We start from the raw sequence: 20,687 nt of genomic DNA, 5'->3' as shown, positions 1-20,687 counted from the left end.
CTGATCGGCCGGGGGATCGGCCCGGAGAGCGTGGTGGGGATAGCGCTGCCGCGTTCGGTGTCGATGGTGGTGTCGGTGCTGGGTGTGCTGAAGGCGGGGGCCGCATACCTGCCGCTGGACCCGGAGTATCCGGCGGACCGGCTGGGCTACATGGTGTCGGATGCGGGCCCGGTCTGCGTGATCGGTTCAGGGGCGGAGGCGTGGTGCGGTCCGGTGCCGGTGCTGAGCCTGGAGGAAGGTTCGGTGTCGGCGGCGCTGTCGGCGGCACCTGAGCATGATCCCGGTGACGGGGAGCGGACGGCGCGGCTGCGGCCTGGGCATCCGGCCTATGTGATCTACACCTCCGGCTCCACCGGACGCCCCAAGGGCGTGGTCATGCCGGGAGGGCCTCTGGTCAACCTGATGGAATGGCACGCCATGATGGTCCCCGGGAGACCGCAGGGGCGAGTCGCTCAGTTTTCGGCTCTGAGTTTCGACGCATCGGCCCATGAACTGCTGTCGGCACTGTTCACCGGCAAGACGCTTTTCGTGCTCGATGCCGAGACCCGTCGCAACCCCGACGCCATGGCGGCTTGGCTGGACGAGAACGAGATCGAAGAACTGTTCGCACCCAATCTCGTGCTCGAGGCCGTCTACGATGCCCTGTCCGAGCAGAAGCGCAGTCTTCCGGCGTTGCGGGATGTCATTCAGGCCGGAGAGGCGTTGACGGGCGGGGATGTCGTCCAGTCATTCTTCCGCCTCCACGCGAACTGCACCCTTCACAATGACTACGGGCCGACGGAGACCCATGTCGTCACCGGCCACACGCTGCCGCGAGAGGTTGACGGGTGGCCGGCCGCCATCCCGATCGGCCGTCCGATCTGGAACACGCGGATATATATCCTGGACCGCAGGCTGCAGCCGACGCCGATCGGAGTGGCCGGGGAGCTGTACGCGGCCGGGTCCTGTCTCGCGCGCGGGTATCTGAACCGTCCCGGCCTGACGGCGGAGCGCTTCGTGGCCTGCCCGTTCGGAGATGCCGGGGAGAGGATGTACCGGACGGGCGACCTGGCGCGCTGGCGGCCGGACGGCGAGATCGAATATCTCGGGCGTGCCGACACGCAGATCAAGATCCGGGGCTTTCGGATCGAGCCCGGCGAAATCGAGGTCGTCCTGGGAACGCATCCCGCCGTGGCCCAGGTCGCCGTGGTGGCGCGAGAGGATCGCCCCGGCGAGAAGCGCCTCGTCGCCTATGTGGTGCCGACACCGCGATCGCAGACAACGCCGTCCGAGCTGCGCGCGCACGCGGCGGCCCACTTGCCAGAGCACATGGTCCCGGCGGCGTTCATGGAGCTGCAGGACCTGCCGCTGAACGTCAATGGCAAGCTCGACCGCAGAGCGCTGCCGGCGCCGGTTTACGCAGCAGGCGCCATCGGCCGGCGTCCCAGAACGCCCCAGGAGGAGATCCTGAAACGCCTGTTCGCCGAGGTGCTCGACGTCGAGCATGTCGGGATCGACGACAGCTTCTTCGCGCTCGGAGGGCATTCGCTGCTCGCGGCGAAGCTGATCGGCCGGATCCGTGCCACCCTCGGCGAGACCCTGACAATCCGGAGCCTGTTCGAGGGCCCGACCGTGGCGGATGTGGCGGAGCGTCTCGGCGTCGGCGACCATGCGGATGCGCTGGGGGTGGTTCTCCCACTCCGGACCAGTGGAGAGCAGCCGCCGCTGTTTTGCATCCATCCGGCGATCGGCCTCAGCTGGTGTTACTCCGGATTGATCCAGCACATCGATCCTGACATCCCGATCTACGGGCTGCAGGCCCGGGGCCTGGTCCAGGGTGACGCGTTCCAGGGCCGTCTGGAGGACATGGCCCGAGACCTCAGCCTGGAGATCCGGCGCCTCTCCCCAACAGGGCCGTACCGGCTCGCCGGCTTCTCATTCGGCGGCAATCTGGCACACGCGATCGCCACTCGGCTGCAGGCTGACGGCCATGACGTCGATCTCCTGGTTCTTCTCGACAGCTACCCCCATGACCCGACGACCGGCCGGTCAACGATTGCGGAACAGGAGGTGCAACGCCTCACCCTAGAGATCATGGGCTACGACAAGCCGATCCCCGAGGGCGCCACAGACATATGGCCGGAGATCCAGGGCTACCTGCAGACTATTGACAGTCCTCTTGCCTATCTCGATCAGGAAAAGCTCCATAGAATTCAAATGGCTCAAATCAACAATGTCGAAGCGCTGGCAAAATTCAGCCCCGACGACTTCATAGGAGACATACTCCACTTCGAGGCGACCGTCCGCGCGGAGGGGGAGGCAGCACCATCGCCGTCAAGCTGGTTGCCTTATCTGAGCGGCGCGATCACCAGCCATCCGATCGTCTGCGACCATATGGGCATGGTCGACCCGGCGCCTCTGGCAGCGATCGGGCAGCAGATCATGAGTGAACTCCGCGTGCCCAGACGCCACCGGATCGCCGTACGGATGGCCGAATGACGACGACATTGCCAACACTCGGAGCCGGATTCCTCGCCCTGAGACATCGCGTCGGTGAGCGGCGGCAGGCCCCACGTTTTCAATCTGCCGCGGCATTGCAACCGCGCCTCGACGCCGCCGGTGGCCGGCGGGGCACGTCATATCGGGAGTTATTTCATGCCTGAAGACCATTTCAGAGCGGATGAGTCGATCGATCTCCATGCCATGGTGCGGGGCCTGTCCGTGTCCCAGATGATCGGGGTCGCTTGCCGCATCGGTTTGGCGGACGCGCTTGGAAAAGACGACGTCGTTCCGATTTCGGAATTGGCAAAGTCCGTCAGCGCCCATCCGGGTTCGATGCGCCGCCTCTGCCGAACCCTGTCCGCATTCGGGATCTTCCGGGTGACCGAAGGGGGGCATCTGCAGCACAATTTCAAATCGCTGCTGCTTCGCCAGGATTCCGTGCCGTCGCTGCATTGGGCAGCGCGGTTCTGGACGATGCCGAGCATCTGGGCGACGGCGGGGGCACTCGACCACACCATCCAGACCGGCGGCCAAGCGTTCGATCAGGCAAACGGCATCACGTTTTTCGAGCACTTTCGAAGGAACCCCGGCGACGGGGATATCTTCGACAAGTACATGGCCGTGGGATACCCAGGCCGGCCTCAGGATGCGATCGCCGACTCCATCGCACTGGATGGGGGGGAGACGGTGGTCGACGTGGGCGGCGGAACCGGGGCACTCCTGATCGACCTGCTGCAAAGACATGCCGACCTCCGCGCCATTCTCTACGAACAGCCGGGCCAGATCGCGGCCGCCACAGCTGCTTTGACGAAGGCATCCCTTGCAAGCCGGTGCGATTTGGTTGCGGGCGACTTTCTCGCCTGGGCGCCGGAAGGCGGCGACGCCTACATTCTCTCCTGGATCCTGCACGATTGGCCCGATGACGACGCCACCCGGATTCTGGAATGCTGCCGCAAGGCGATGAAGCCCGGCGCGAGGCTGATTCTGGTCGAGCGCCTCCTGAGCGAGGACCCTCATGAGTGCGACGCTTACGATCTTCTGGTCGATCTGCACATGATGATGTTCTTCCGGGGGATGGAGCGCACGGCTCCGGAGTTCAACGCGCTGATGGAGCGGGCCGGCTTCAAGCCGATCCGTGAGGTCGCTCGGAAGTCGCAGTTCTCGATCCTGGAGACCGAGCCGGCATGACGGCGCAAGGACCGTCGATCTGTATCACCGATGACAGGATCTGGAGGATCAGATGGACAAATCGATTCCACGGGTCACGGACCTGGATCCGGACGCCTTTGTTTCCGGCTTCGTGACGCGGAATCAGCCCGTCATCATTGTCGATGCGATGCGATCCTGGCACGCCCTTGCGACGTGGACTCCAGAATGGCTTGTGTCCCATCACGGCGATCGTGAAGTGCAGGTCTACAATTCCCTGTTCGATCTCGTCGATGTGATTCCTCTCAAGACTTACATTCGGGACAACTTCGGCAAGCTGCCGCCGCATCGGACAACCGACTATGTTCGCTGGTATGCCAAATTCAAGGACGTGGACTTCTGTTGGGCCGATGCGTTCTTTCGGTCGGTTTCCGAAGACTGGCGCGATCTCGATTTTTTCCCCAGGAACGGCTTCCTGGTCCCGATCTGCCCCGGAGGCCAGACGCGCAGCGTGGTGACCGATCCCTTTCCGTATAAGGGTCTGTTCGTCAGCGCCCGCGGCGCCCGCACCCGGTTGCATCGCGATCCCTTCGGCTCGGACGCCATCCTGTGCCAGGTCTACGGATCGAAGACGGTCACCTTCTACGCGCCCGATCAGACGTCGAAACTCCAGGACGAACGCGGATGCGTCGATCCCGAGCAGCCGGATGCTGCGCGTTTTCCGCATTTCGCCGACGCCGTCAGCCGCTATGAGGATGTCTTGCAGCCGGGTGAGGTGCTGTATGTCCCAGGCGGCTGGTTTCATGATGTGAAGTCGATCTCCGACAGTATCTCCGTGACCTGGAACTTCGTGCATTCGGTGCGGAAACAGGTGTTCCAGGATGCTCTGGTGGGACTTTCTGTCGGCAATGAGCAAGAAGTCATTCAATACTTTACCTGAGAAACGTTCCACCTGGTTTTGCCATAAGGTCATGCGCCCCGGCGGGAACTCCGGTCTTTACGAGTCTGATGTCTCGAACTTGAAATTGTCACTTACAACCCACAAAGGATGACGTCTTGGTTCGATCCGGACGAGTTGTCAGCAAAGCACGGGGTTCGGCCTATCGCTGCCGGGCGGCATGGCGCCGCATAATATCATGGCACGGTATTTGTAGTATTTTGCTTAATATTTAACCAATCATTAGCTTCGAGATCGCAGGTAGGTCCAATATAAATGATCGATATTTCTCTATGTCGTATTGTTGGACAAGGAGGGACAACGGACATGTCGCAACAGGTGTCCGACCCCGGCGAATCGCTCCAATTCGATTCCTCGCACCCGCGCCCCGGCGCCGACCCCTATCAGGTCTATGCGCGACTTCAAAAAAAATCGTCGAATCGCAGAACTCCAGGGACCCTGATTCTGACGCGCTACGGCAGCGTTTGCGAGGCCTTCACCAATCGAGATTTGAGCTCCGAAGCCATCCCTCAGTCTCTGCGCGGTCTGGGAACGAAATGGGGTTTGGCACTCCCCGATCGGTTTGCGGGATTGCTGAAGGCGGCTCTCATCTTCTCCGACGAGCAGAGCCATGGCCGGCTGCGGCGCCTGCTCGGCAGCGCTGTATTGCCGCCCGCGATCAGGGAACTGCGGCCGCAGATCGTCCACCGAATCGCGCAGCGGCTCGACGCGGCGTCCCATCTGGAGACGATCGATGTGATCCGGGACATCTCCGAACCGCTGTGGAGCGAAGTGTTCGGCGATTGGCTCGGCTTGCCCGACGGAGACCGGGAGCATCTGGCCAGGAATGGTCGCAGGGCACGCTTCATGCTCGATCTGGGAGGGATGACGCGGGACGACTTCATGGGCGTTTTCGAAGCGGTGGACGAGCTGTACGGATTTTTCCGCCATGCCTATCGGCAGCGAGACCGGACTGCCCAGGCTTCGCTTCTCTCGCGCCTGAGCGAAGCGCACGCCGGCGAAGTTGGCCTCGACGAAGACCAGATCGCCTTCACCTGCATCGAATTGCTGGTGGGCGGCAATGAGACGACACAGGCTCTGATCGGCAATCTTCTGAACGCCTTGCTCGCCCATCCGGATCAGCTTGAACTTGTCCGGAACGACCGCTCGCTGCTGGCAGCGGCGATCGAGGAGACGGTTCGATTCGAATCGCCGCTGCCGATGGTGCGGCGGGTCGCATTGCGCGATACGGCCATCACCGGTGAGCCGGTGCGCCAGGGCGAGACAGTTCTGCTGTGCGTGGCGGCAGCAAACCGCGACCCCACCCAATTCGATGACCCCGACCGCTTCGATATTCATCGGAAGGGCCAGCGGCATGTCGGTTTCGGCTACGGCTTTCACGCCTGTGTCGGAAGCATGTTCGCCCGCCTTCAGGCGGAGGTCGCGTTGGACCTGATGCTGAGGCGCTTCTCGCATCTGGAACGTGCCGAACCAGCCCCGGCTTGGCAGAAACGGAGGCTCACGGGCAGAGCTCTCGAGCGCCTGCCCATCCGTGTGCGTCGGGTCCACGCCGAATGATCGAAACCCGCCGGAGCGCAGCGGCCTCGCACGGGACGCTGCTTCGCTTCGCCATCGACAGGGCCGCGGCGCCCCGGGAAGATGACGAACCGCTTTGCGTCGCCCGAAGGAGGGACTGATTCCATGTCATGGTCATCGGATGTCGCCGAGCACCTGCCATCCGGTAGCACGATGCCGCTGACGGTCGAGCCGCGCCGGCCGACGGGCCTGCTCCAATTCGCGGCCGAGCATGGCGCAGCGGTGGATGCCGCCCTGGCCAGGCACGGCGCGGTGCTGTTCCGTGGCTTCGGCGTATCCGGCGAGGACACGCTGGCCGCTTTATTCCAGCGGCTGTGGACGCGGCCGCTGTCCTATGTCTACCGGTCGACCCCGCGGACCGATGTCGGCAAGGGCGTCTACACCGCGACCGAATATCCGGCCGCGCAGGAAATCCCGATGCACAACGAGAACGCCTATCAACGGGACTGGCCCATGCGCATCGGCTTCCATTGCGTGACCCCCGCCGCCAGTGGCGGCCAGACGCCCCTGGCCGACGTCGGCAGGGTCACGGAGCGGATCGATCCGGCTGTGCTGGCCGAGTTCCGCGACAGGCGGGTCCGCTATGTCAGGAACTATTCGGACTTCATCGACCTGCCGTGGCGGACGGTGTTCCAGACGGACAGCAGAAAAGAGGTCGAGGCCTTTTGCACGGCCCATGACATCGACTTCGACTGGACGGAGGAAGGGCTGCGAACCAGCCAGGTCTGCCAGGGCACCGCGATCCACCCGGGGCTGGGCCGAGAGCTGTGGTTCAACCAGGCCCAGCTGTTCCATATCTCCAGCCTCGGCCCGGCGATGGCGGCCGACATGCTCGACCTGTTCGGCGAGGCGGGGCTGCCGCGCAACGCCCGCTTCGGCGACGGTGGGGCCATACCGGACAGCGTCGTCGCCGCCGTGACCGCGGCGTTCGAGCGGGAGAAGGTCGTCTTCGACTGGCGCCGGGACGACGTCCTGATCCTCGACAACATGCGCGTCGCGCACGGGCGCAAGCCCTTCAGCGGCCCGCGCCGGGTGTTGGTGAGCATGGGCTACCCGCATTCGGCCTGCGCCGCCGACTCATCGCGAATCCAAAGCTGAGAGAGGAGACCGACATGAAAAACCCCTTCGGAGACGCGAACGGCCGCTATTTCGTCCTGGTCAACGACGAGGGCCAGCATTCGCTGTGGCCTGCCTTCGTCGAGGTGCCGGCAGGATGGACCGTGGCTCTCGGCGAGGACAGCCGCCAAGGCTGCCTTGATTATATCGAGGCGCAGTGGACCGACATGCGGCCGAAATCGTTGGTGGCCGAATCCAGGTTCTGAAGGCGCGGCTCCGATGACGATCAACGAAGGGTCCGCCAGATGATCGCGACTATCTTCGTCATCAATTCCAATTCGTCGTTGGGCATTCCCGTCGTTGAACCGATCCAGGCCATGGCGCTTGGCCAGGTCCGTCTCAGATGGTGACCCCGGCGCAGCCGGCGATGAAGCGCTGGTTTCCGTTCAGCGAATGGTCGGCGGAGCGCAGCCCGCTGCGTCCGCGCCTGGTCTGCCTGCCATGGGCCGGGGGAGGCGCGTCGGGGTTCCGGCCGTGGATCGCCGAGCTGCGAGGCATTGCCGACGTGTTCGCCGCGGAGATGCCGGGCCACGGCCTGCGCTTCGGCGAATCCTGCATCGACGATGCCGCAACCCTCACCACCGCGATCGCGGGCGCCATCCTCGCCCTGCCGCACGCCGAACGGCCTGTCCTGATCTACGGCCATTCGATGGGCGCGCTCCTCGGTTTCGAGACGGCGCGGATCCTGGTCGGCCGTTCGCATCCGGTGCTCGGCCTCGTCCTGTCGGGTTACCATGCGCCGCATTGGCGAGGCCCTGAGCGGCAGCGTTCTCGCATGACCGACGCCGAGTTGGTGGAGGATCTGCGCGGCATGGGCGGAACGGCGCCCCAGGTCCTCGATGCGCCGGACCTGCTGTCGGTCCTCCTGCCGATCCTGCGCTCCGACTACCGCCTGACCGAAACCTACCGGCCCAGCCTGGACTCCCTGCTGCCGAAATTTCCCCGGCCGGTCGATGTGATCGGCGGCGAGCAGGACGAGGAGAACCCTCCGGAGAGCCTGCAGGCCTGGCAGGAGGTGCTGGACCGGCCGCTGCAGGTCTCGCTCTGGCAGGGTGGCCATTTCTTCATCGAGATGCATCGCCGGGCGCTGCTGGCCCATCTCGGCCGGCGCCTTGCCGAATGGCCGCAACTCATGGTGGCAGGCCGATGAACCATCTCGACCGTGCTTCCGTCGGATCCTCGATCGGACAGGGCGGCACGCGCCGCCCGGGCCTGATGCGCCTGGCCGCCGCGGTCCTGACCATGACTGTGGCGGGCTGCACCTTCAGCGATGACCTCACCGGCCAGGTCGGCCGCCTCAACAGCTCGATCGAGCAGGTCCAGAACGAAGCCCTTTTCCTGAACATCGTCCGCGCCGCCGACGGAGTGCCGCTGAGCTTCACGCAACTGGTCGTGGTCCGCGGCTCGGGCACGGTCGGCGGCTCCCTGGGGGTGCTGCCCACGGTCGTCTTCGGGAACGGACCACCCATGAACAACACCTTCGGCACGACCGCCAACGCGACGGCGACGACCAATACGAACTTCGATCTCGGCGTCCTTGAATCCAAGGAGTTCTGGCTCGGGCTGCAACGGCCTCTCAGCGCTGAGACACTCGACTTCTTCGTTCGCGAGGGACTGCCGCGCGAGTTGCTGTTCTATCTCTTCATCCAGAAGGTGGTGCTGCGGTCGCAGGGTCTGACGCGGACGCTGGTGAACGATCCCGGCAATCCCAGCTTTTCCGCCTTCACCCAGGAGCTCAGGACTGCGCTGGCGCTCGGCCTCTCCACCGAGACCATCCCGCGCACCGTTGAATACGGGCCTCCGCTTTCGGCGGAACGCGCCTCCGACCTGAAGAGCCTGGTTGAGGTGGCGAAGGCCGGGCTGCTGCTGCGGCCGGAGCAGACCGCCAACGGCACGCGCTACCAGATGCTCAGCGTTCAGCCGGCCGCCGTGATGTGCTTCGATCCCTCGCTGGCATCGGGGGGCGGGCGGGCTTCGGCTGCCCTCGGACCGAGTTGCGACACGGTGGGGGCGGCGTCACCGGGTGCATCATCGGCGGCGGAGCCGTTCAGCTTCACCCGGCAGGGCGGCGTGTCCGCGGATTCGCACGGCACCACGGAGGTCGAAATCTATGCCCGCTCGACCCTCGACATTATCCATTTCCTTGGCTCGCTGACGAAGAGCGGAACTGCGATCGAACTCGTCACCCCCGACGCCAAGTCGCCCGGATCGAGCGCCTTGGCCGACCGGCTGTTCGTCGTCAACACGGACTCTTCCAGCGCAGACGACTTCGTCTCCGTGGTCTATCGTGGCACGCGGTACAGCATTCCGATGCAGGCAACGTCTACGATCCGCATCTTCACCCTACTGCGCCGGCTGGTCGCGCTCAGCACGTCACTGAATGCCCTGCCCGTGTCCAACACCGTGACCACCGTGGTGAATTGAGGCTGCCTCATGACGGACACGCGCGTCATCGCGATCGACAAGCACAAGGGCGACCCGCACAGCCGGCGACGGCCGCCAACCTCACTGTGTCGCTGACCCGGCCGGCCGGCCGAGGCGCCGTCCTTCGGCGTCACTCTGGCCGCCCATGCGCCGTCGAGCACCGGCGCAGCCGACGACCGCACGCCCGCGGCCGAGATCGTCGCGATGTCTTGAATGAACGACTTGAGTTGAGGACACGGCCATGGCGAAGCGCAGCACCATCCAGAACGATCCGCTCGGCAAGCTCGGCCAGCCGACCGGCGAGGCCGTCAAGCCCGACCAGCCGACCGACGAGGCCGTTGAAGCGGCGGTCGGCGCCCCCGCAGACGCGCCCGGCCCGGCCCGGAGGGTCGCCGACCGCGGCCGCGCCGCGGTCTCGACGCTGACGGACGTGGCCCGGAAAACCCTGGGCGGCAGGCCCCGCGGCGCCCTGGCCGAGCGGATGAAGCTCGTGGCGGGTGGACGGCTCGAACTGCTCGGTGGCGACTTCGGCGTCGGCCTCGTCCGGATCCGCCGCCTCGGGCCAGACGGACGCTTCGGTTTCGTCGCACCGGGCGGGGAACAGGTCATCCTCGACGCCGAGGTCGCAGCGATGCGGGCCTGGCCGGACCGCCAGGAGCAGCGCCTGCTGAGCGCCACCGGCTGGGCCTGGACCGTCGGGTCCGTCATCGGACCGGTGGGAGTGGCGCTGGGTGCTGGAATCCGGCTGCTGCATCCCGGGCAGCGGATGCTCAACCTGCGGCTGCGCGACGGCCGGACGCTGGTGGCGCGGACCGACAGCGTCACGGTCGCCGGGCTCGACGCGCTGGCACTGATGGCGGGGGCCGACGCGGCATCGCAACCGTCCTGACTGGCATCAGGGCCGGATCCAGGTCTCTACGCGCCGGTTGATCCTGCGCCCGACCGGCGTATCGTCTTCGACGAGCGGCCTCTGGGCGCCGAGCGCGACGACGTCGCCGGGCGCAACCAGCCGATGCCGCAGTTCCGTCGCGACGATCTCGCCGAGCTGGCGTGAGACCCGCTCGTCTGCGGCCGGATCGCCGCTTCCCTCAGAGAAGGCGATGTGCACGAGATGGTCGCCGCGCACCTGCAGCATGCGGAGATACCGTGCCAGGAGGTCGAGGTCGTTGCTGGCCGTGCCATCCACCATCGCCGTGCCGTCGTCGAATCGGATCGTCGTGCTGATGCGCAGGGCGTTGCGGGTCAACTCCTCGTAGCGCCCGGAACCGCGACGCTCGCCGCTCGGCAGGATCAGGGTCGGGCTCAGCTCCGACAGCCCGGCGGAGGTGATGGTGAACTGGGACGACACCGCGAGCGCCTGATCGAAGAAGGCCGAGACGTCGGCATTCGCGCCCCGGGGGTCGCGGTAGAGGTACAGTATCTGGCTGAGGGGATAGTCACCGCTGGTCAACTGGTAGCTATCCGGCGGGGACACCTTGGTGTCCTGGCCGACGACGACGCGCACCGTTTTCAGCACCTCGGGAACCACGAAGTAGCCGATCGCGTTCGGGTCGCTTGCCACGACTGACCGCATCTCCTCGAAGGTGGCGAACTGGCGGACCGTGGTCGCCATCGGCGTCGATCCCAGGACGACGCTGTCGAACAGCTGACGCGTCGTCGATCCTGCCTGCCGGGTGAGCGCATGGATCGGGCCCGGCCTGCCGCTGAGTTCGACCCAATCCGTCACCGTCCCGGCATAGATGTCATGGAGCTGCCGGAAGCTCAGCGTCTCGACCGGATTCCCGGGATGAACTGCGATCAAGGCGGCGGCGCGCGCGATCGCGGCGGCGGCGTCGTTCGAGCCGTCCTGATGACCGAGCATCGGCATGGCGCCGGCCTCCTGCGGCGAGGGCTGTCGCCCGGCCATGGCGATGTCGATCTCGCCGGCATTGAGCAGGCGGAACGCCTCCTCGGTCGACGCGACGCGGACCAGGATCGACACCCGATTGCCGTTCCCCATGCGTCCTGAGATCTCGGTGGTCCAGGGCGGCGGCGGGGGGATGATGCCGATGTCGTGGGCCCCCTTCCGTTCCAGGAAGCTCCGGGCAAGCGGCATGGCGATGGTCGTCGCTATGATCTCATCCCCGCCCAGCCGCAGCAGGACCTGCTCGGTCTCTCCGTCAGCGCCGGCCGCGGACGTCCCGGCCGCACGGCCCAGGCCAGTGCCGCCCATCCAGCCGATGGCAAGCAACAGCACCGCTGCGCAGAACCTGACGCCGCGTCTGCGATCCGACTCCGTCCTTGCGACCTTCGTCATTTATACGTCCCGGTCTACTGGGCGTTCAACGGGTCGCGCGGAAGCAGGTCCGTCGAACCGGCTTGATCGGCGGCGGCGGGTGGAGGCGGGGCCTGCGCCGCGGGCGACGACGGCACGATGATCGATGATGCGGCCGGCGCTGCCGGCGGACTCGTCCCGGCGAGGGTCGGCGCGACCGTGGCTGGGCTGTCCGTGTTGCCGAGGATGATCGGCAACCCGTCCTTGCCGCCGCCGATCACGACGATCTTGCTGTTCGGCGAGTTGGCGAGAGCCTGAGTCGCATCGATGCCGCGCCACCTGAGATAGCCTTCGGTGATCCCCTGCGAGACGATGTCCTGGAATTCCTTGATGCCGCGCGCCTCGATGCGCTTTCGTTCACTCTCCTTCGCCTCGAGCAGCAGGCGGTAGTCATATTCCAGGCTGCGCTGCTGCATCTGGTTCTTGCGGTCGATCGCCTCCTCGACCGTGGGCGGCAGCTTGATCGACCGGATGAAGACATCCTCGATCTCGATGAAGCCGCTGGGCGCCTGAATGGCGGACCCGGGCGGAACCAGCGGTTGCAGCAGGCTCTGCTGCATCTCCTTCAGGATCTCGGTCTGCACCTCGGCACGTCTGTACGAATAGATCTCCTCCGGCGTGTTCTGTCCCAGGATGTCGCGGGCGCGGGCGCCGATCGCCGCGGTCAGCAGCACGTCGGCATAGTTCTCGCCGACGGTCTTGTGCAGCAGCGGCACCCTGTCCGCGATCAGCTGGAAGCGGTAGGCGATGTTGACCGTGACCTTCAAGCCGTCCGTCGACAGCACATCGAAATCGCGGTCGATCAGCTGCAGCCGCAGGTCGTAGATGTAGATCCGGTCCCAGGGCAGGATGATCGCAATCCCCTCGCCGATCGTGTGATCCAGCACCGTCCCGCCGACGCGCTTCCACAGCACGCCGACATGCCCGGGCGGGATGGTGAAGATCATTCGTGGCAGCAGCACGACCGCCAGGATGGCGAAGATCACCACGAACACCGCGGCCTCGGGCCCGTGCTCGAACAGGTAGCGTCGGGTGCGAAGCCAGGCGCGCTTAAGCATGGGCGTTCTCCGGTCCAACGCTCACGATCCTGCCTTCTTCCATGTGCAGCCGCCTGTCCGCGCGATCGTAGTAGCGGTCGTCATGCGTGACCGCGATGACCGTGATGCCGCGATCCTTCAGCATCCGCAGCAGCTCATCGTAGAACTTCTGCCGGAAAATCGGGTCCTGGTCGGCCGCCCATTCGTCGAGGATGCAGATCGGTCGGCGCTCCAGCATCGCCATGATCAGCGCCAGCCGCTTGCGCTGGCCGGTGGAGAGGTCGACCGTCGTGAACCTGTCGCCGGCGAAGCCGGTCTTGGCCTCGATTTCGAACAGCCGCAGCAGATCGTCGACCTCCGCCACGGCGTCGGAGTCGACCCCATAGGTCCGTTTGAACAGGTGGAAGTCCGAGAAGACCGCCGAAAACAAGGCCCGGTAAGCCACGGCGTTGGCGTGGGTCACCGGCCGGCCGTCGACGGAGATGGTGCCCTGCTGCGGCAGGTACAGCGCCGTCAGTAGCCGCAGCAGGGTCGACTTCCCGGAGCCGTTGCCGCCGGAGATGAAGATCGTCTCGCCGGCGCGGATCGTGAGGTCGACGGGGCCGACCTGGAAGGCGTACTGCCCCGGGGTCTCCTCGAAATGGAAGGTCACGCCGCGCAGCTCGATCCGCTGGAACGACGGCGCCGGGCCGGCGGCCTGGCCGTCCCAGTCCTCCTTCGGCCCGGCCGACTCCTCGAGCAGACGTTCGAGCTCGAGAAGATGGGCGGCAGCGGTGTTGGCATTGGCCAGGATCGGCACGGATCCGACCAGCCCGCCGAGCGGCCCGATGATGAACAGGATCACCGTCGTCGTCTTCAGCAGCGTGTCGCTGTAGGCGGTGGCGCTGCTCAGGGCCGGCACGACGAAGACCATCGTTCCCAGCAGCAGGAAAAAGATGTTCTGCGAGAAAATCAGGTTCTGAGCGAAGCCGAGATGGGCCTTGATGCGCAGGTCGGAGGCCTGCGACGAGGCTTTCACCAGGTCCTCGACCAGTTCGCCGCTGCGCCGGGCGTTGAGCTTGGCCTCCTTGAACCCGTCGAGGATGCCGGTCACCAGCACGTCCAGCCCGTACTCCGCCTCGGTGGCCTCCTGGACCGCCTTGCCCGCTTGCCTCGCGCGGCCGAGATAGAGCACGATCGCCACGCCGATGAAACCGATCGCGAGCAGGAACGCGGTCATCGACAGGTACGCCAGATAGGCCATGGTGAACAGCACCAGCATGGACATCTGGAAGATCAGCGCGAGCGTCGCGCTGGACTGGGCCAGCGTCTGGATCTCCTTGCTCAGGCCGTTGTAGATCCGGGTCCGGCCGATGTGCTCGATGTCGGCGAGTTCGCTGTGCCGCACCGCCTCGACCAAGCGTGTGCGGATGCGGTGGATCAGGGACTCGACCTCCCTTGCCGCCTCGAACATCAGGAAACGCTGCGAGAAGGTGTACAGGAGGACCACGCCGACGAACATCAGCGCCAGGACCACGGTGCCGCCGCCGCCGTCGTCGCTGTTGTTGGACTGGGAGTCGGCGGCCATGTTGATCAGCGCCAGGATCGCTGCGTTGCTCAATCCGGCAACGACCGCCATCAGCGCGATCCGTCGCAGGTTGCGTGCGGCGATCGAGCGAAGAATGGTGATGAGGGGCATGCTCTCCGGTCCAGCTGGACGATGCGTCTAGGCCCGGAGGCGCGGTCGGCGCAACAGCGCCGGCATCAGAGCGGTGCCCCGCAGCGATTGCAGGTGCGGATCGTATCAGCCGTGGCCACCCCGCTGCCGCACCGCCGGCAATAGGCTTGGTAGAGGCGCATCGCGGTCTCCTGCTCGATGAACCGCTTCTGGGTGACGAGCAGGAAGAACAGCGGCACGATCGGCGTCAGCAGCAGCGACAGCAAGACATAACCGGCAAACCCGATCGAGCGTCTGCGCCCCGCGAACCCCACCACGACGCAGAGGGCGAGGTAGATGATAATGGTCATGATCCACTCTTCCCCACCGATGCCCGGACCGGGGCGGCTCTCGGGCATCCTAGCGAAGGCTGCGGGGATCCGGATGGATCGCCGACGGCCTCCGTCGATCGGATGCGCGACCAAGCAAGGCCGGCACCCTCGTGGCCGCCAGCCCACCCCACCAAACCTGCAGCGCCCCGGCCTTGGGAACGCCGATCCTATGACACTTCAACAGCGCCGACGACTCGGGGTCGCCGGAACCGGGCGTCAGTCGGCCGTGGCCGCGCTCGCCTGGGCCGTGGCCGGCTTGGTTTCGCGCGCCGCGGCGAGCTGCTCGGCGTAATAGTCGCGCAGGTCGTTGGCGTTGAAATTCAGCAGGTTGCCGCCGGTCTCGAAATGCTGGATGAAAACCTTGCCCAGGGCGTAGGTGGTCGCTGCCGCGAGCGCAGGCTGCGTCAGCGTGCCGGCGATCTGGCCGACGACGGGAACGGCCTTGATCATGCTGCTGATCGGGGAGCTCAGGACCACGGCACCGCCACCGCCGACGAGGGCGCCGATGACCGACTTCGCGGCGTCGCGCGAGAACGGCAGGCCGTAGAGCTTCGACAACGAGTGAACCATCTTCAGCTGGACGCCGGAAATCGCGGCCAGGTCGACGCCCGGGAGCGGTATCAGCCCGGCGCCCGCCGACCAGCCCATGTAGGAATTGACGATCTGCGAAGCCTCGAATTCCAGCGAAGGCTTCTGTTCAGCTGCATCCATGATGCTCTCCAAAGTTAGGGATCAACGTGAGCCGCACCGCTGGCTCACAAATGCTTACATCAATAGGAACAAGATACCGGGTCATTGCCAAGACCGCAACGAAACAGCACCGAATGATGCCCCAGCCTTGAATAGCAATGCGGGGACCGGGCACCTCTCCATCATGGGCCTCCTGGCGCGCGGCTTGCTGCAGAGTCCGACGGTCAGGAAAGTCTGGCGATCAGGCCGGTGCTGGGCGGCCAGCGGGCTGAATACTGCTCAAATTTGAGCAATATCGAGGATTTTTTATCAGACAGCACTATATTTGGAATGGGTTAGCGGTCCTATGTCAAGAAGCAGTCGTGCCGCAGGGGACCGGCACCGGCACAGCGAAATTCGGCCTGCCCTTCAACTTCAGCGAGCGTCGCGGCGGATCGGTGCCGTCGGGATCCAGTGCCGGAGGGCTGCCGGCGGATCTTGGAGGGGTGGAACGCGACCGGTTTCTGATTCGGCGACCATCCAAATACATGGTTCATCGACATATGCGCGGATCTAAGGAGGCTGCGATGCTTAGAGATCGTGACCTGACCATTTTCAACCGCAACGGCGTTGTTACCGTGCCATGCGCCTTTATCGGTCGACGATATGACCACTATCGCGCAAGCGATAGATGCCCTTCCTCAGGATGAAGGAACAGTCCTGGAGAGCCACGGAAATACAGTGCGGGGTCGACACGGTGATCATCTTCACAGTGCGACCTTGTCGGATCTGACACGGCTCGCCATTTTCCGGAGGATGGCGGAAGTCACATTCAATGAGAGTGTCTATGTATATCAATTCAAGATAAATATGAGGTCGGCCTTTTGCGGCGAAGCATAGCCATGGCACAGCGATTATGTCTTTCGGGACCAGGAGGACGGCCTGCAACGACCCGACGTCGTGACCTTCGGCTTATTTCTCACTGAAGTCAGCGACTTCAATGGTCCGATGTATTTTGTTCCGAAATCTCATATCGAAAATTATAACGCCGGCGAGGGCACGTCGACAGGTGGCGCAGTTGATGAACCGGAGGATCTGCACTCCTTAGTCGGAACCAACCTGAAATACGCAATCGCACCCCAGCAGATCGCGCGGCTTGCGCGCGACAACGGAATGGCGGCGGCGCAAGGCCCGGTTGGTACGATTCTCCTCTTTCACAGTCAGACGACCCATTGCTCGCCATCGAACTTGTCACCCTATCCTCGCAATATCCTGTTCATCACATACTGTCCGGTGACGAACGTGGCGACACGATCCATCCGCCCCCACTTTCTCGTCAGTCGCGATGCCACCCCACTGGAACCCCTTTCCAAGAGAGCAACTGCTCTTGCATTGAACAATCTCGACTGAACGCCGAAAGTACTCCTTCACGAAGGCAGGCCGGCACAGGCGGTACCAGCCTCGACGGGTTCTTGGCGCTTATTATGGAAAATCATATACTTATATAGTACTTGAATAATAGAGTGACACAAATGCCGTTGGTCGATGACTCAGGACGGTTGTTGGGGCTTTCCGGACAGGCAGCGATGTGATTCCGGGTTTCTGCTATGGCAGAGCGCCCACAGCGAGTTTTACTTCTGCGACGTCCCGTGGCCGGCATTCCGCAAGGTCGACTTCCTGCGAGCCGTGCGCGCCTATCAACACCGTAAGCACCGGTCCGGGAAGTGAGCCGCACCGTCCCGTCTCGAGCAACGCACGTCAGTCCAGTGCGGCATCAAAGTATGTGGCGCGCTATATGGCGCCCGCCAAACCAACTATTCCGTCATGCTAAAGCACGCCCGGCGACATTGTTGGGCATCGGAAATCTCCGATTTTGGCCGAAGCATCGATCTAACATATTGAAAACATTGTATGGTGCCGATGGTTACGGCGCATTGGATCCCTTGTTGCGCGGCCGGGATCGGGTAGAATCGGGCGCAAGCGCTGCGGACGAGGCCGCGGCGACCGCCGAGAGCCGCGACGGATGACGATACAACACGACGACGCGGCAGCGGACGGCGCCGCGGTGCTGCGGCCCGGCCGCGTCCCCCCGGCGCATCGAGGTGCCAACGGCCGCACCGCCCTTGGCCGGCTGCAGCGCCAGGCGATCGCCACCGGCCATTTGGCGCCGCGGCAGGGCGTCCGCGACCAACTCGTGCTCACCGCCCTCGGCCGCGCCGTCCTCGAGCGGGCGGCGACGACCGACCGGCCGCCCAACGAGCAGCTCGATCGCCTGCTGCGCGACCATGCCGGCGATAACGGCCTGCGCTGGGCGCTAGTCTATGGCTTAGGCGGTATCCTTGATCTTGGCGGTTCAGATGATCCGGTTCCAATTCTTCCTGCTGCTCACGCTCGCTTTTGCCTCGCCGGTGTTTGCCGCGCCAGAAATCGTGGATGGCAACACCCTGCGGATTGACGCCAGCGCGTCAGGCTATGGGGCTTCGATGCGCCTGAAAAGCGCCAGTCCTGCCGCATCGACGGCGTTGAACGGCCGATCGGCGACGAGGCCGCCGATCACCTGCGGTCGATCCTCGCCCAAGGCGGGCTGAGATGCCGGAGCCGGGACAGGGACCGATACGGCCGGGAGGTCGCGGAATGCTGGGTTGGATCACAGAGCGTCGGCGACATGATGGTTCGGTCCGGATGGGCGTGGGCCCTGCCGCGGTACAGCCGCGATCTCTACCTGGCGGATCAGGAGGAGGCCGAGCGCGCCAATCGCGGCGTCTGGGCGGGACGTGGGCATTGTGAGGCGCCGGCCCGGTTCCGAAAGGACCACCGACGCTGATCGGACGACCCGATGCTCCCCTGCCACCGGACGTCGGTGGGGGTGATTCGGGCCGAACGGCGCCGCGGCTGACGGCATCGAGATCGGAGTCATGCGGAAAAGCTAGCTTCTCTGCGAGAATTTTGTCGGGTATACTAGACTGACAGATACCGGGTCGCAATCTCATCTGCCCGTATGGAAAACATGCGGCAGGCTGTGGCCCGGAACCTCCGGCGCATTCGCGGGGAGCGGTCACTGACGCAGGAGGAGTTGGGGTTCCGGGCCGAGGTCAACCGCAGCTATATCAGCGCGCAAGGAGCCAAGCTCATCGGGCGCTATGACAGTGCGATCGCCCAGGGCCAGAGCCGGGTACTCCTCGTCTGGCAGCGCATCGTCATGCCGAACGGACGCTCGATCGTCCTCGACAACGTCCCGGCAGCGGACGCGGCCGGATACGGCGGGCTCGAGGACGAAGTCGACGTCCATGGCTGGCAACTCCTCCAGGCTGTCGTGCTCTCGACGCTGCTTGGAGTCGGGACGGAGCTCACCTTCGGCGAGGACGAGAGCGACCTCGTTCGGGCGCTCCGCCAGTCGACCCAGCAGGGCGTGAACCAGGTCGGCCAGCGGATGACGGAGCGGGCGCTCGACATCCAGCCGACGCTCAAGGTCCGGCCCGGCTGGCCGCTCCGCGTGGTCGTCAACAAGGATCTCGTGCTTGAGCCCTATCAGGGATGAAGGAGGCATCCATGCCCGATCTGAAGCTTCGCCGGCTGCCGGACCGCACGCCCGTCAAGATCTCTTTCCAGGCAACTCCGGAGCTTGCCTCGGGGTTGCAGGCCTATGCCGACCTGTATCAGGAAACGTACGGCCAGGCCGAGGCGTTCGCGGACCTCATCCCCCACATGCTTGAGTGCTTCCTCGCGAGCGATCGTGCCTTCGTGACTGCGCAGAAGTCGCGCATCGCGCCCGGGATCGCCGTGTCCCGGTCGATCATGCGTGTGGAACGCTCTACCGGTGCGGGCTCATCCACATCTGGTGAATGACCGGCATCTTCGCAGCAGACCAGCCAGCCGCCCGGGCTTCCCAACCGGCATTGCCGGCCAACCGACCCAGAGATGCACCTGTTTTGCCTGTCCGCATCAGTCGATGGCATTGATGACCGGCTCGCAGGGTTCGAACGATTTTGGACATGCGAGCCGGAGCCGGTCGCTGCCTTGCCATCCCGATCCAGAAGGGCATGGCGAACCTACTCTCAGACTGACACCACCGCGCGACAATGGCAGTCATCGCGCGTTGGGGCTGGTCCAGGGTCTGATGATCGTGCGTTTGGACTGCACCCCTGACGTGAGACTGGATAATCAGAGACAGGTCAGGTTGATGGATGCCATAGCAGCAGAGGCGCGGCCCTGCTGCAATGGCGGTGAAGCCGCGTCGTATTCCTCAGGCGTCAGGTAGTCGAGGGCGGAGTGCAGCCGCTGGCGATTGTAGACCTCCTCGATGAAGCTGCCGATCTGGGTCCTGGCATGCGCCAGGTCGCGATAGGGCTGCCCGTCCACCTCCTCGGTCTTGAGCGTCTTCATGAAGCTCTCGGCCATGGCGTTGTCGCAGGGACAGCCAACGCGGCTCATCCTGGGCTGGATGCCGCGCTCCTGGAGCCTGTCGACATAGTCGCCACAGGCGTATTGCACCCCGCGGTCGGAGTGGTGGATGAGACCGCCTGCGATCACCTGGCGCTTATCGAGCGCCATCTGCAGGGCCGCCAGAGCGAGGCGGGCCTTCAGGTGATCGTCCAGCGCCCAGCCGACCACCTTGCGAATGAAGGCATCGATCACCACCGCCAGATAGACGAAGGCCTCGTCCAGACGCACATAGGTGATGTCGGCCACCCACAGCTGGTCGGGCGCGGTCGGATCAGGCGGCGCGCCARGTTGGGCCAGATCGGCCAGCCGTGGCGCGTATCCGTCGTCGGTGCCCGGAAGGCCGCGCGCCTGAGGCACAACAGGTTATCCTCGCGCATCAACCGCAGCACCCGCTTGCGGTTGACCGCCCAGCCCTCGCGCCGCAGCATCTCCCCGATCCCGGCGGTAGCCGCAGAACCGGTGGGCCAGCGCCAGGCGCTGGATCGCATCCCTGAGC

General features: G+C 64.8%; 21 protein-coding genes and 2 pseudogenes. 15 read left to right on the top strand and 8 right to left on the bottom strand.

Annotated elements, in window-relative coordinates; translation table 11 throughout:
* The 9 genes from AB4112_RS35170 to AB4112_RS35130 form a co-directional block, all read left to right on the top strand.
* A partial coding sequence (locus AB4112_RS35170; protein WP_441727040.1) for an amino acid adenylation domain-containing protein occupies positions 1-2,478 on the top strand: 2,478 nt, incomplete at its 5' end.
* A gap of 156 nt (positions 2,479-2,634) precedes the next feature.
* The gene (locus tag AB4112_RS35165) at positions 2,635-3,669 is read left to right on the top strand and encodes a methyltransferase (RefSeq protein ID WP_441727038.1); all 1,035 of its coding nucleotides are present in this window, start codon (positions 2,635-2,637) and stop codon (positions 3,667-3,669) included.
* Positions 3,670-3,721: 52 nt separating this feature from the next.
* Positions 3,722-4,567, top strand: a complete 846-nt coding sequence (locus AB4112_RS35160; RefSeq protein ID WP_441727036.1) for a cupin-like domain-containing protein — start codon at positions 3,722-3,724, stop codon at positions 4,565-4,567.
* Positions 4,568-4,891: 324 nt separating this feature from the next.
* Entirely contained in the window at positions 4,892-6,142 is a 1,251-nt protein-coding gene (locus tag AB4112_RS35155; protein WP_441727034.1) for a cytochrome P450, read from the top strand.
* 123 nt (positions 6,143-6,265) lie between these two features.
* On the top strand, positions 6,266-7,258 hold the full coding sequence (locus AB4112_RS35150) for a TauD/TfdA family dioxygenase (RefSeq protein ID WP_441727032.1): 993 nt from the start codon (positions 6,266-6,268) through the stop codon (positions 7,256-7,258).
* Between the two features lie 14 nt (positions 7,259-7,272).
* Positions 7,273-7,482 (top strand): MbtH family protein, encoded by a 210-nt coding sequence (locus AB4112_RS35145; RefSeq protein WP_441727030.1) that lies wholly within the window; start codon positions 7,273-7,275, stop codon positions 7,480-7,482.
* A gap of 137 nt (positions 7,483-7,619) precedes the next feature.
* On the top strand, positions 7,620-8,426 hold the full coding sequence (locus tag AB4112_RS35140) for a thioesterase II family protein (RefSeq protein ID WP_441727028.1): 807 nt from the start codon (positions 7,620-7,622) through the stop codon (positions 8,424-8,426).
* The gene (locus AB4112_RS35135; RefSeq protein ID WP_441727026.1) at positions 8,423-9,700 is read left to right on the top strand and encodes a hypothetical protein; all 1,278 of its coding nucleotides are present in this window, start codon (positions 8,423-8,425) and stop codon (positions 9,698-9,700) included. The genes AB4112_RS35140 and AB4112_RS35135 overlap by 4 nt, the downstream gene beginning before the upstream one ends.
* 241 nt (positions 9,701-9,941) lie before the next feature.
* Complete coding sequence (locus tag AB4112_RS35130) at positions 9,942-10,589, top strand: hypothetical protein (protein WP_441727024.1); 648 nt, start codon at positions 9,942-9,944, stop codon at positions 10,587-10,589.
* Positions 10,590-10,595: 6 nt separating this feature from the next.
* Here the strand turns inward: AB4112_RS35130 and AB4112_RS35125 are convergent, their stop codons facing one another.
* From AB4112_RS35125 to AB4112_RS35105, 5 genes are all read right to left on the bottom strand, one after another.
* Positions 10,596-11,996: a substrate-binding domain-containing protein gene (locus tag AB4112_RS35125; protein WP_441727022.1), complete on the bottom strand. Its 1,401-nt coding sequence runs from the start codon at positions 11,994-11,996 to the stop codon at positions 10,596-10,598.
* Positions 11,997-12,010: 14 nt separating this feature from the next.
* Entirely contained in the window at positions 12,011-13,072 is a 1,062-nt protein-coding gene (locus AB4112_RS35120; protein ID WP_441727020.1) for a prohibitin family protein, read from the bottom strand.
* On the bottom strand, positions 13,065-14,729 hold the full coding sequence (locus AB4112_RS35115) for a cyclic peptide export ABC transporter (protein ID WP_441727018.1): 1,665 nt from the start codon (positions 14,727-14,729) through the stop codon (positions 13,065-13,067). Before AB4112_RS35115 ends, AB4112_RS35120 begins: the two co-directional genes overlap by 8 nt.
* Before the next feature lie 65 nt (positions 14,730-14,794).
* Complete coding sequence (locus tag AB4112_RS35110; protein ID WP_441727016.1) at positions 14,795-15,058, bottom strand: hypothetical protein; 264 nt, start codon at positions 15,056-15,058, stop codon at positions 14,795-14,797.
* A 237-nt stretch (positions 15,059-15,295) separates the two neighbouring features.
* A complete protein-coding gene (locus AB4112_RS35105; protein ID WP_441727014.1) occupies positions 15,296-15,790 on the bottom strand; it encodes a YcjF family protein in 495 nt (164 codons plus the stop codon).
* 870 nt (positions 15,791-16,660) lie between these two features.
* Here AB4112_RS35105 and AB4112_RS35100 point away from each other — a divergent pair.
* Both AB4112_RS35100 and AB4112_RS35095 read left to right on the top strand, forming a co-directional pair.
* Positions 16,661-17,158: pseudogene (locus tag AB4112_RS35100) on the top strand (phytanoyl-CoA dioxygenase family protein); the annotation flags it as partial.
* A gap of 135 nt (positions 17,159-17,293) precedes the next feature.
* The gene (locus tag AB4112_RS35095; protein WP_441727012.1) at positions 17,294-17,476 is read left to right on the top strand and encodes an undecaprenyl diphosphate synthase family protein; all 183 of its coding nucleotides are present in this window, start codon (positions 17,294-17,296) and stop codon (positions 17,474-17,476) included.
* 196 nt (positions 17,477-17,672) lie between these two features.
* Here the strand turns inward: AB4112_RS35095 and AB4112_RS35090 are convergent, their stop codons facing one another.
* On the bottom strand, positions 17,673-18,035 hold the full coding sequence (locus tag AB4112_RS35090) for a hypothetical protein (RefSeq protein WP_441727010.1): 363 nt from the start codon (positions 18,033-18,035) through the stop codon (positions 17,673-17,675).
* A 70-nt stretch (positions 18,036-18,105) separates the two neighbouring features.
* Between AB4112_RS35090 and AB4112_RS35085 the strand changes: the two genes are divergently transcribed.
* From AB4112_RS35085 to AB4112_RS35070, 4 genes are all read left to right on the top strand, one after another.
* Complete coding sequence (locus AB4112_RS35085; protein ID WP_441727008.1) at positions 18,106-18,336, top strand: hypothetical protein; 231 nt, start codon at positions 18,106-18,108, stop codon at positions 18,334-18,336.
* Positions 18,261-18,572 carry a thermonuclease family protein gene (locus AB4112_RS35080; protein WP_441727042.1) on the top strand — a complete coding sequence of 104 codons (312 nt, stop codon included), beginning with the start codon at positions 18,261-18,263 and terminating at the stop codon, positions 18,570-18,572. The genes AB4112_RS35085 and AB4112_RS35080 overlap by 76 nt, the downstream gene beginning before the upstream one ends.
* Positions 18,573-18,755: 183 nt before the next feature.
* Complete coding sequence (locus tag AB4112_RS35075) at positions 18,756-19,286, top strand: TrbI/VirB10 family protein (RefSeq protein WP_441727006.1); 531 nt, start codon at positions 18,756-18,758, stop codon at positions 19,284-19,286.
* 11 nt (positions 19,287-19,297) lie between these two features.
* Positions 19,298-19,594, top strand: coding sequence for a DUF2274 domain-containing protein (locus tag AB4112_RS35070; RefSeq protein ID WP_441727004.1), 297 nt, complete (start codon positions 19,298-19,300; stop codon positions 19,592-19,594).
* A gap of 315 nt (positions 19,595-19,909) precedes the next feature.
* Here AB4112_RS35070 and AB4112_RS35065 read toward each other — a convergent pair whose 3' ends face one another.
* Together AB4112_RS35065 and AB4112_RS35060 are read right to left on the bottom strand one after the other, a co-directional pair.
* The gene (locus AB4112_RS35065) at positions 19,910-20,548 is read right to left on the bottom strand and encodes an IS3 family transposase (protein ID WP_441727002.1); all 639 of its coding nucleotides are present in this window, start codon (positions 20,546-20,548) and stop codon (positions 19,910-19,912) included.
* A 26-nt stretch (positions 20,549-20,574) separates the two neighbouring features.
* Positions 20,575-20,619 (bottom strand): annotated as a pseudogene (locus AB4112_RS35060) (hypothetical protein); the annotation flags it as partial.
* Positions 20,620-20,687: the final 68 nt, after the last annotated feature.

Origin of the sequence: Inquilinus sp. 2KB_23 (assembly GCF_052115705.1) — a bacterium.
GTDB lineage: Bacteria > Pseudomonadota > Alphaproteobacteria > DSM-16000 > Inquilinaceae > Inquilinus > Inquilinus ginsengisoli_A.
Note: the sequence above shows the minus strand (reverse complement) of the source record. Positions and strands in the feature narration are given on the sequence as shown.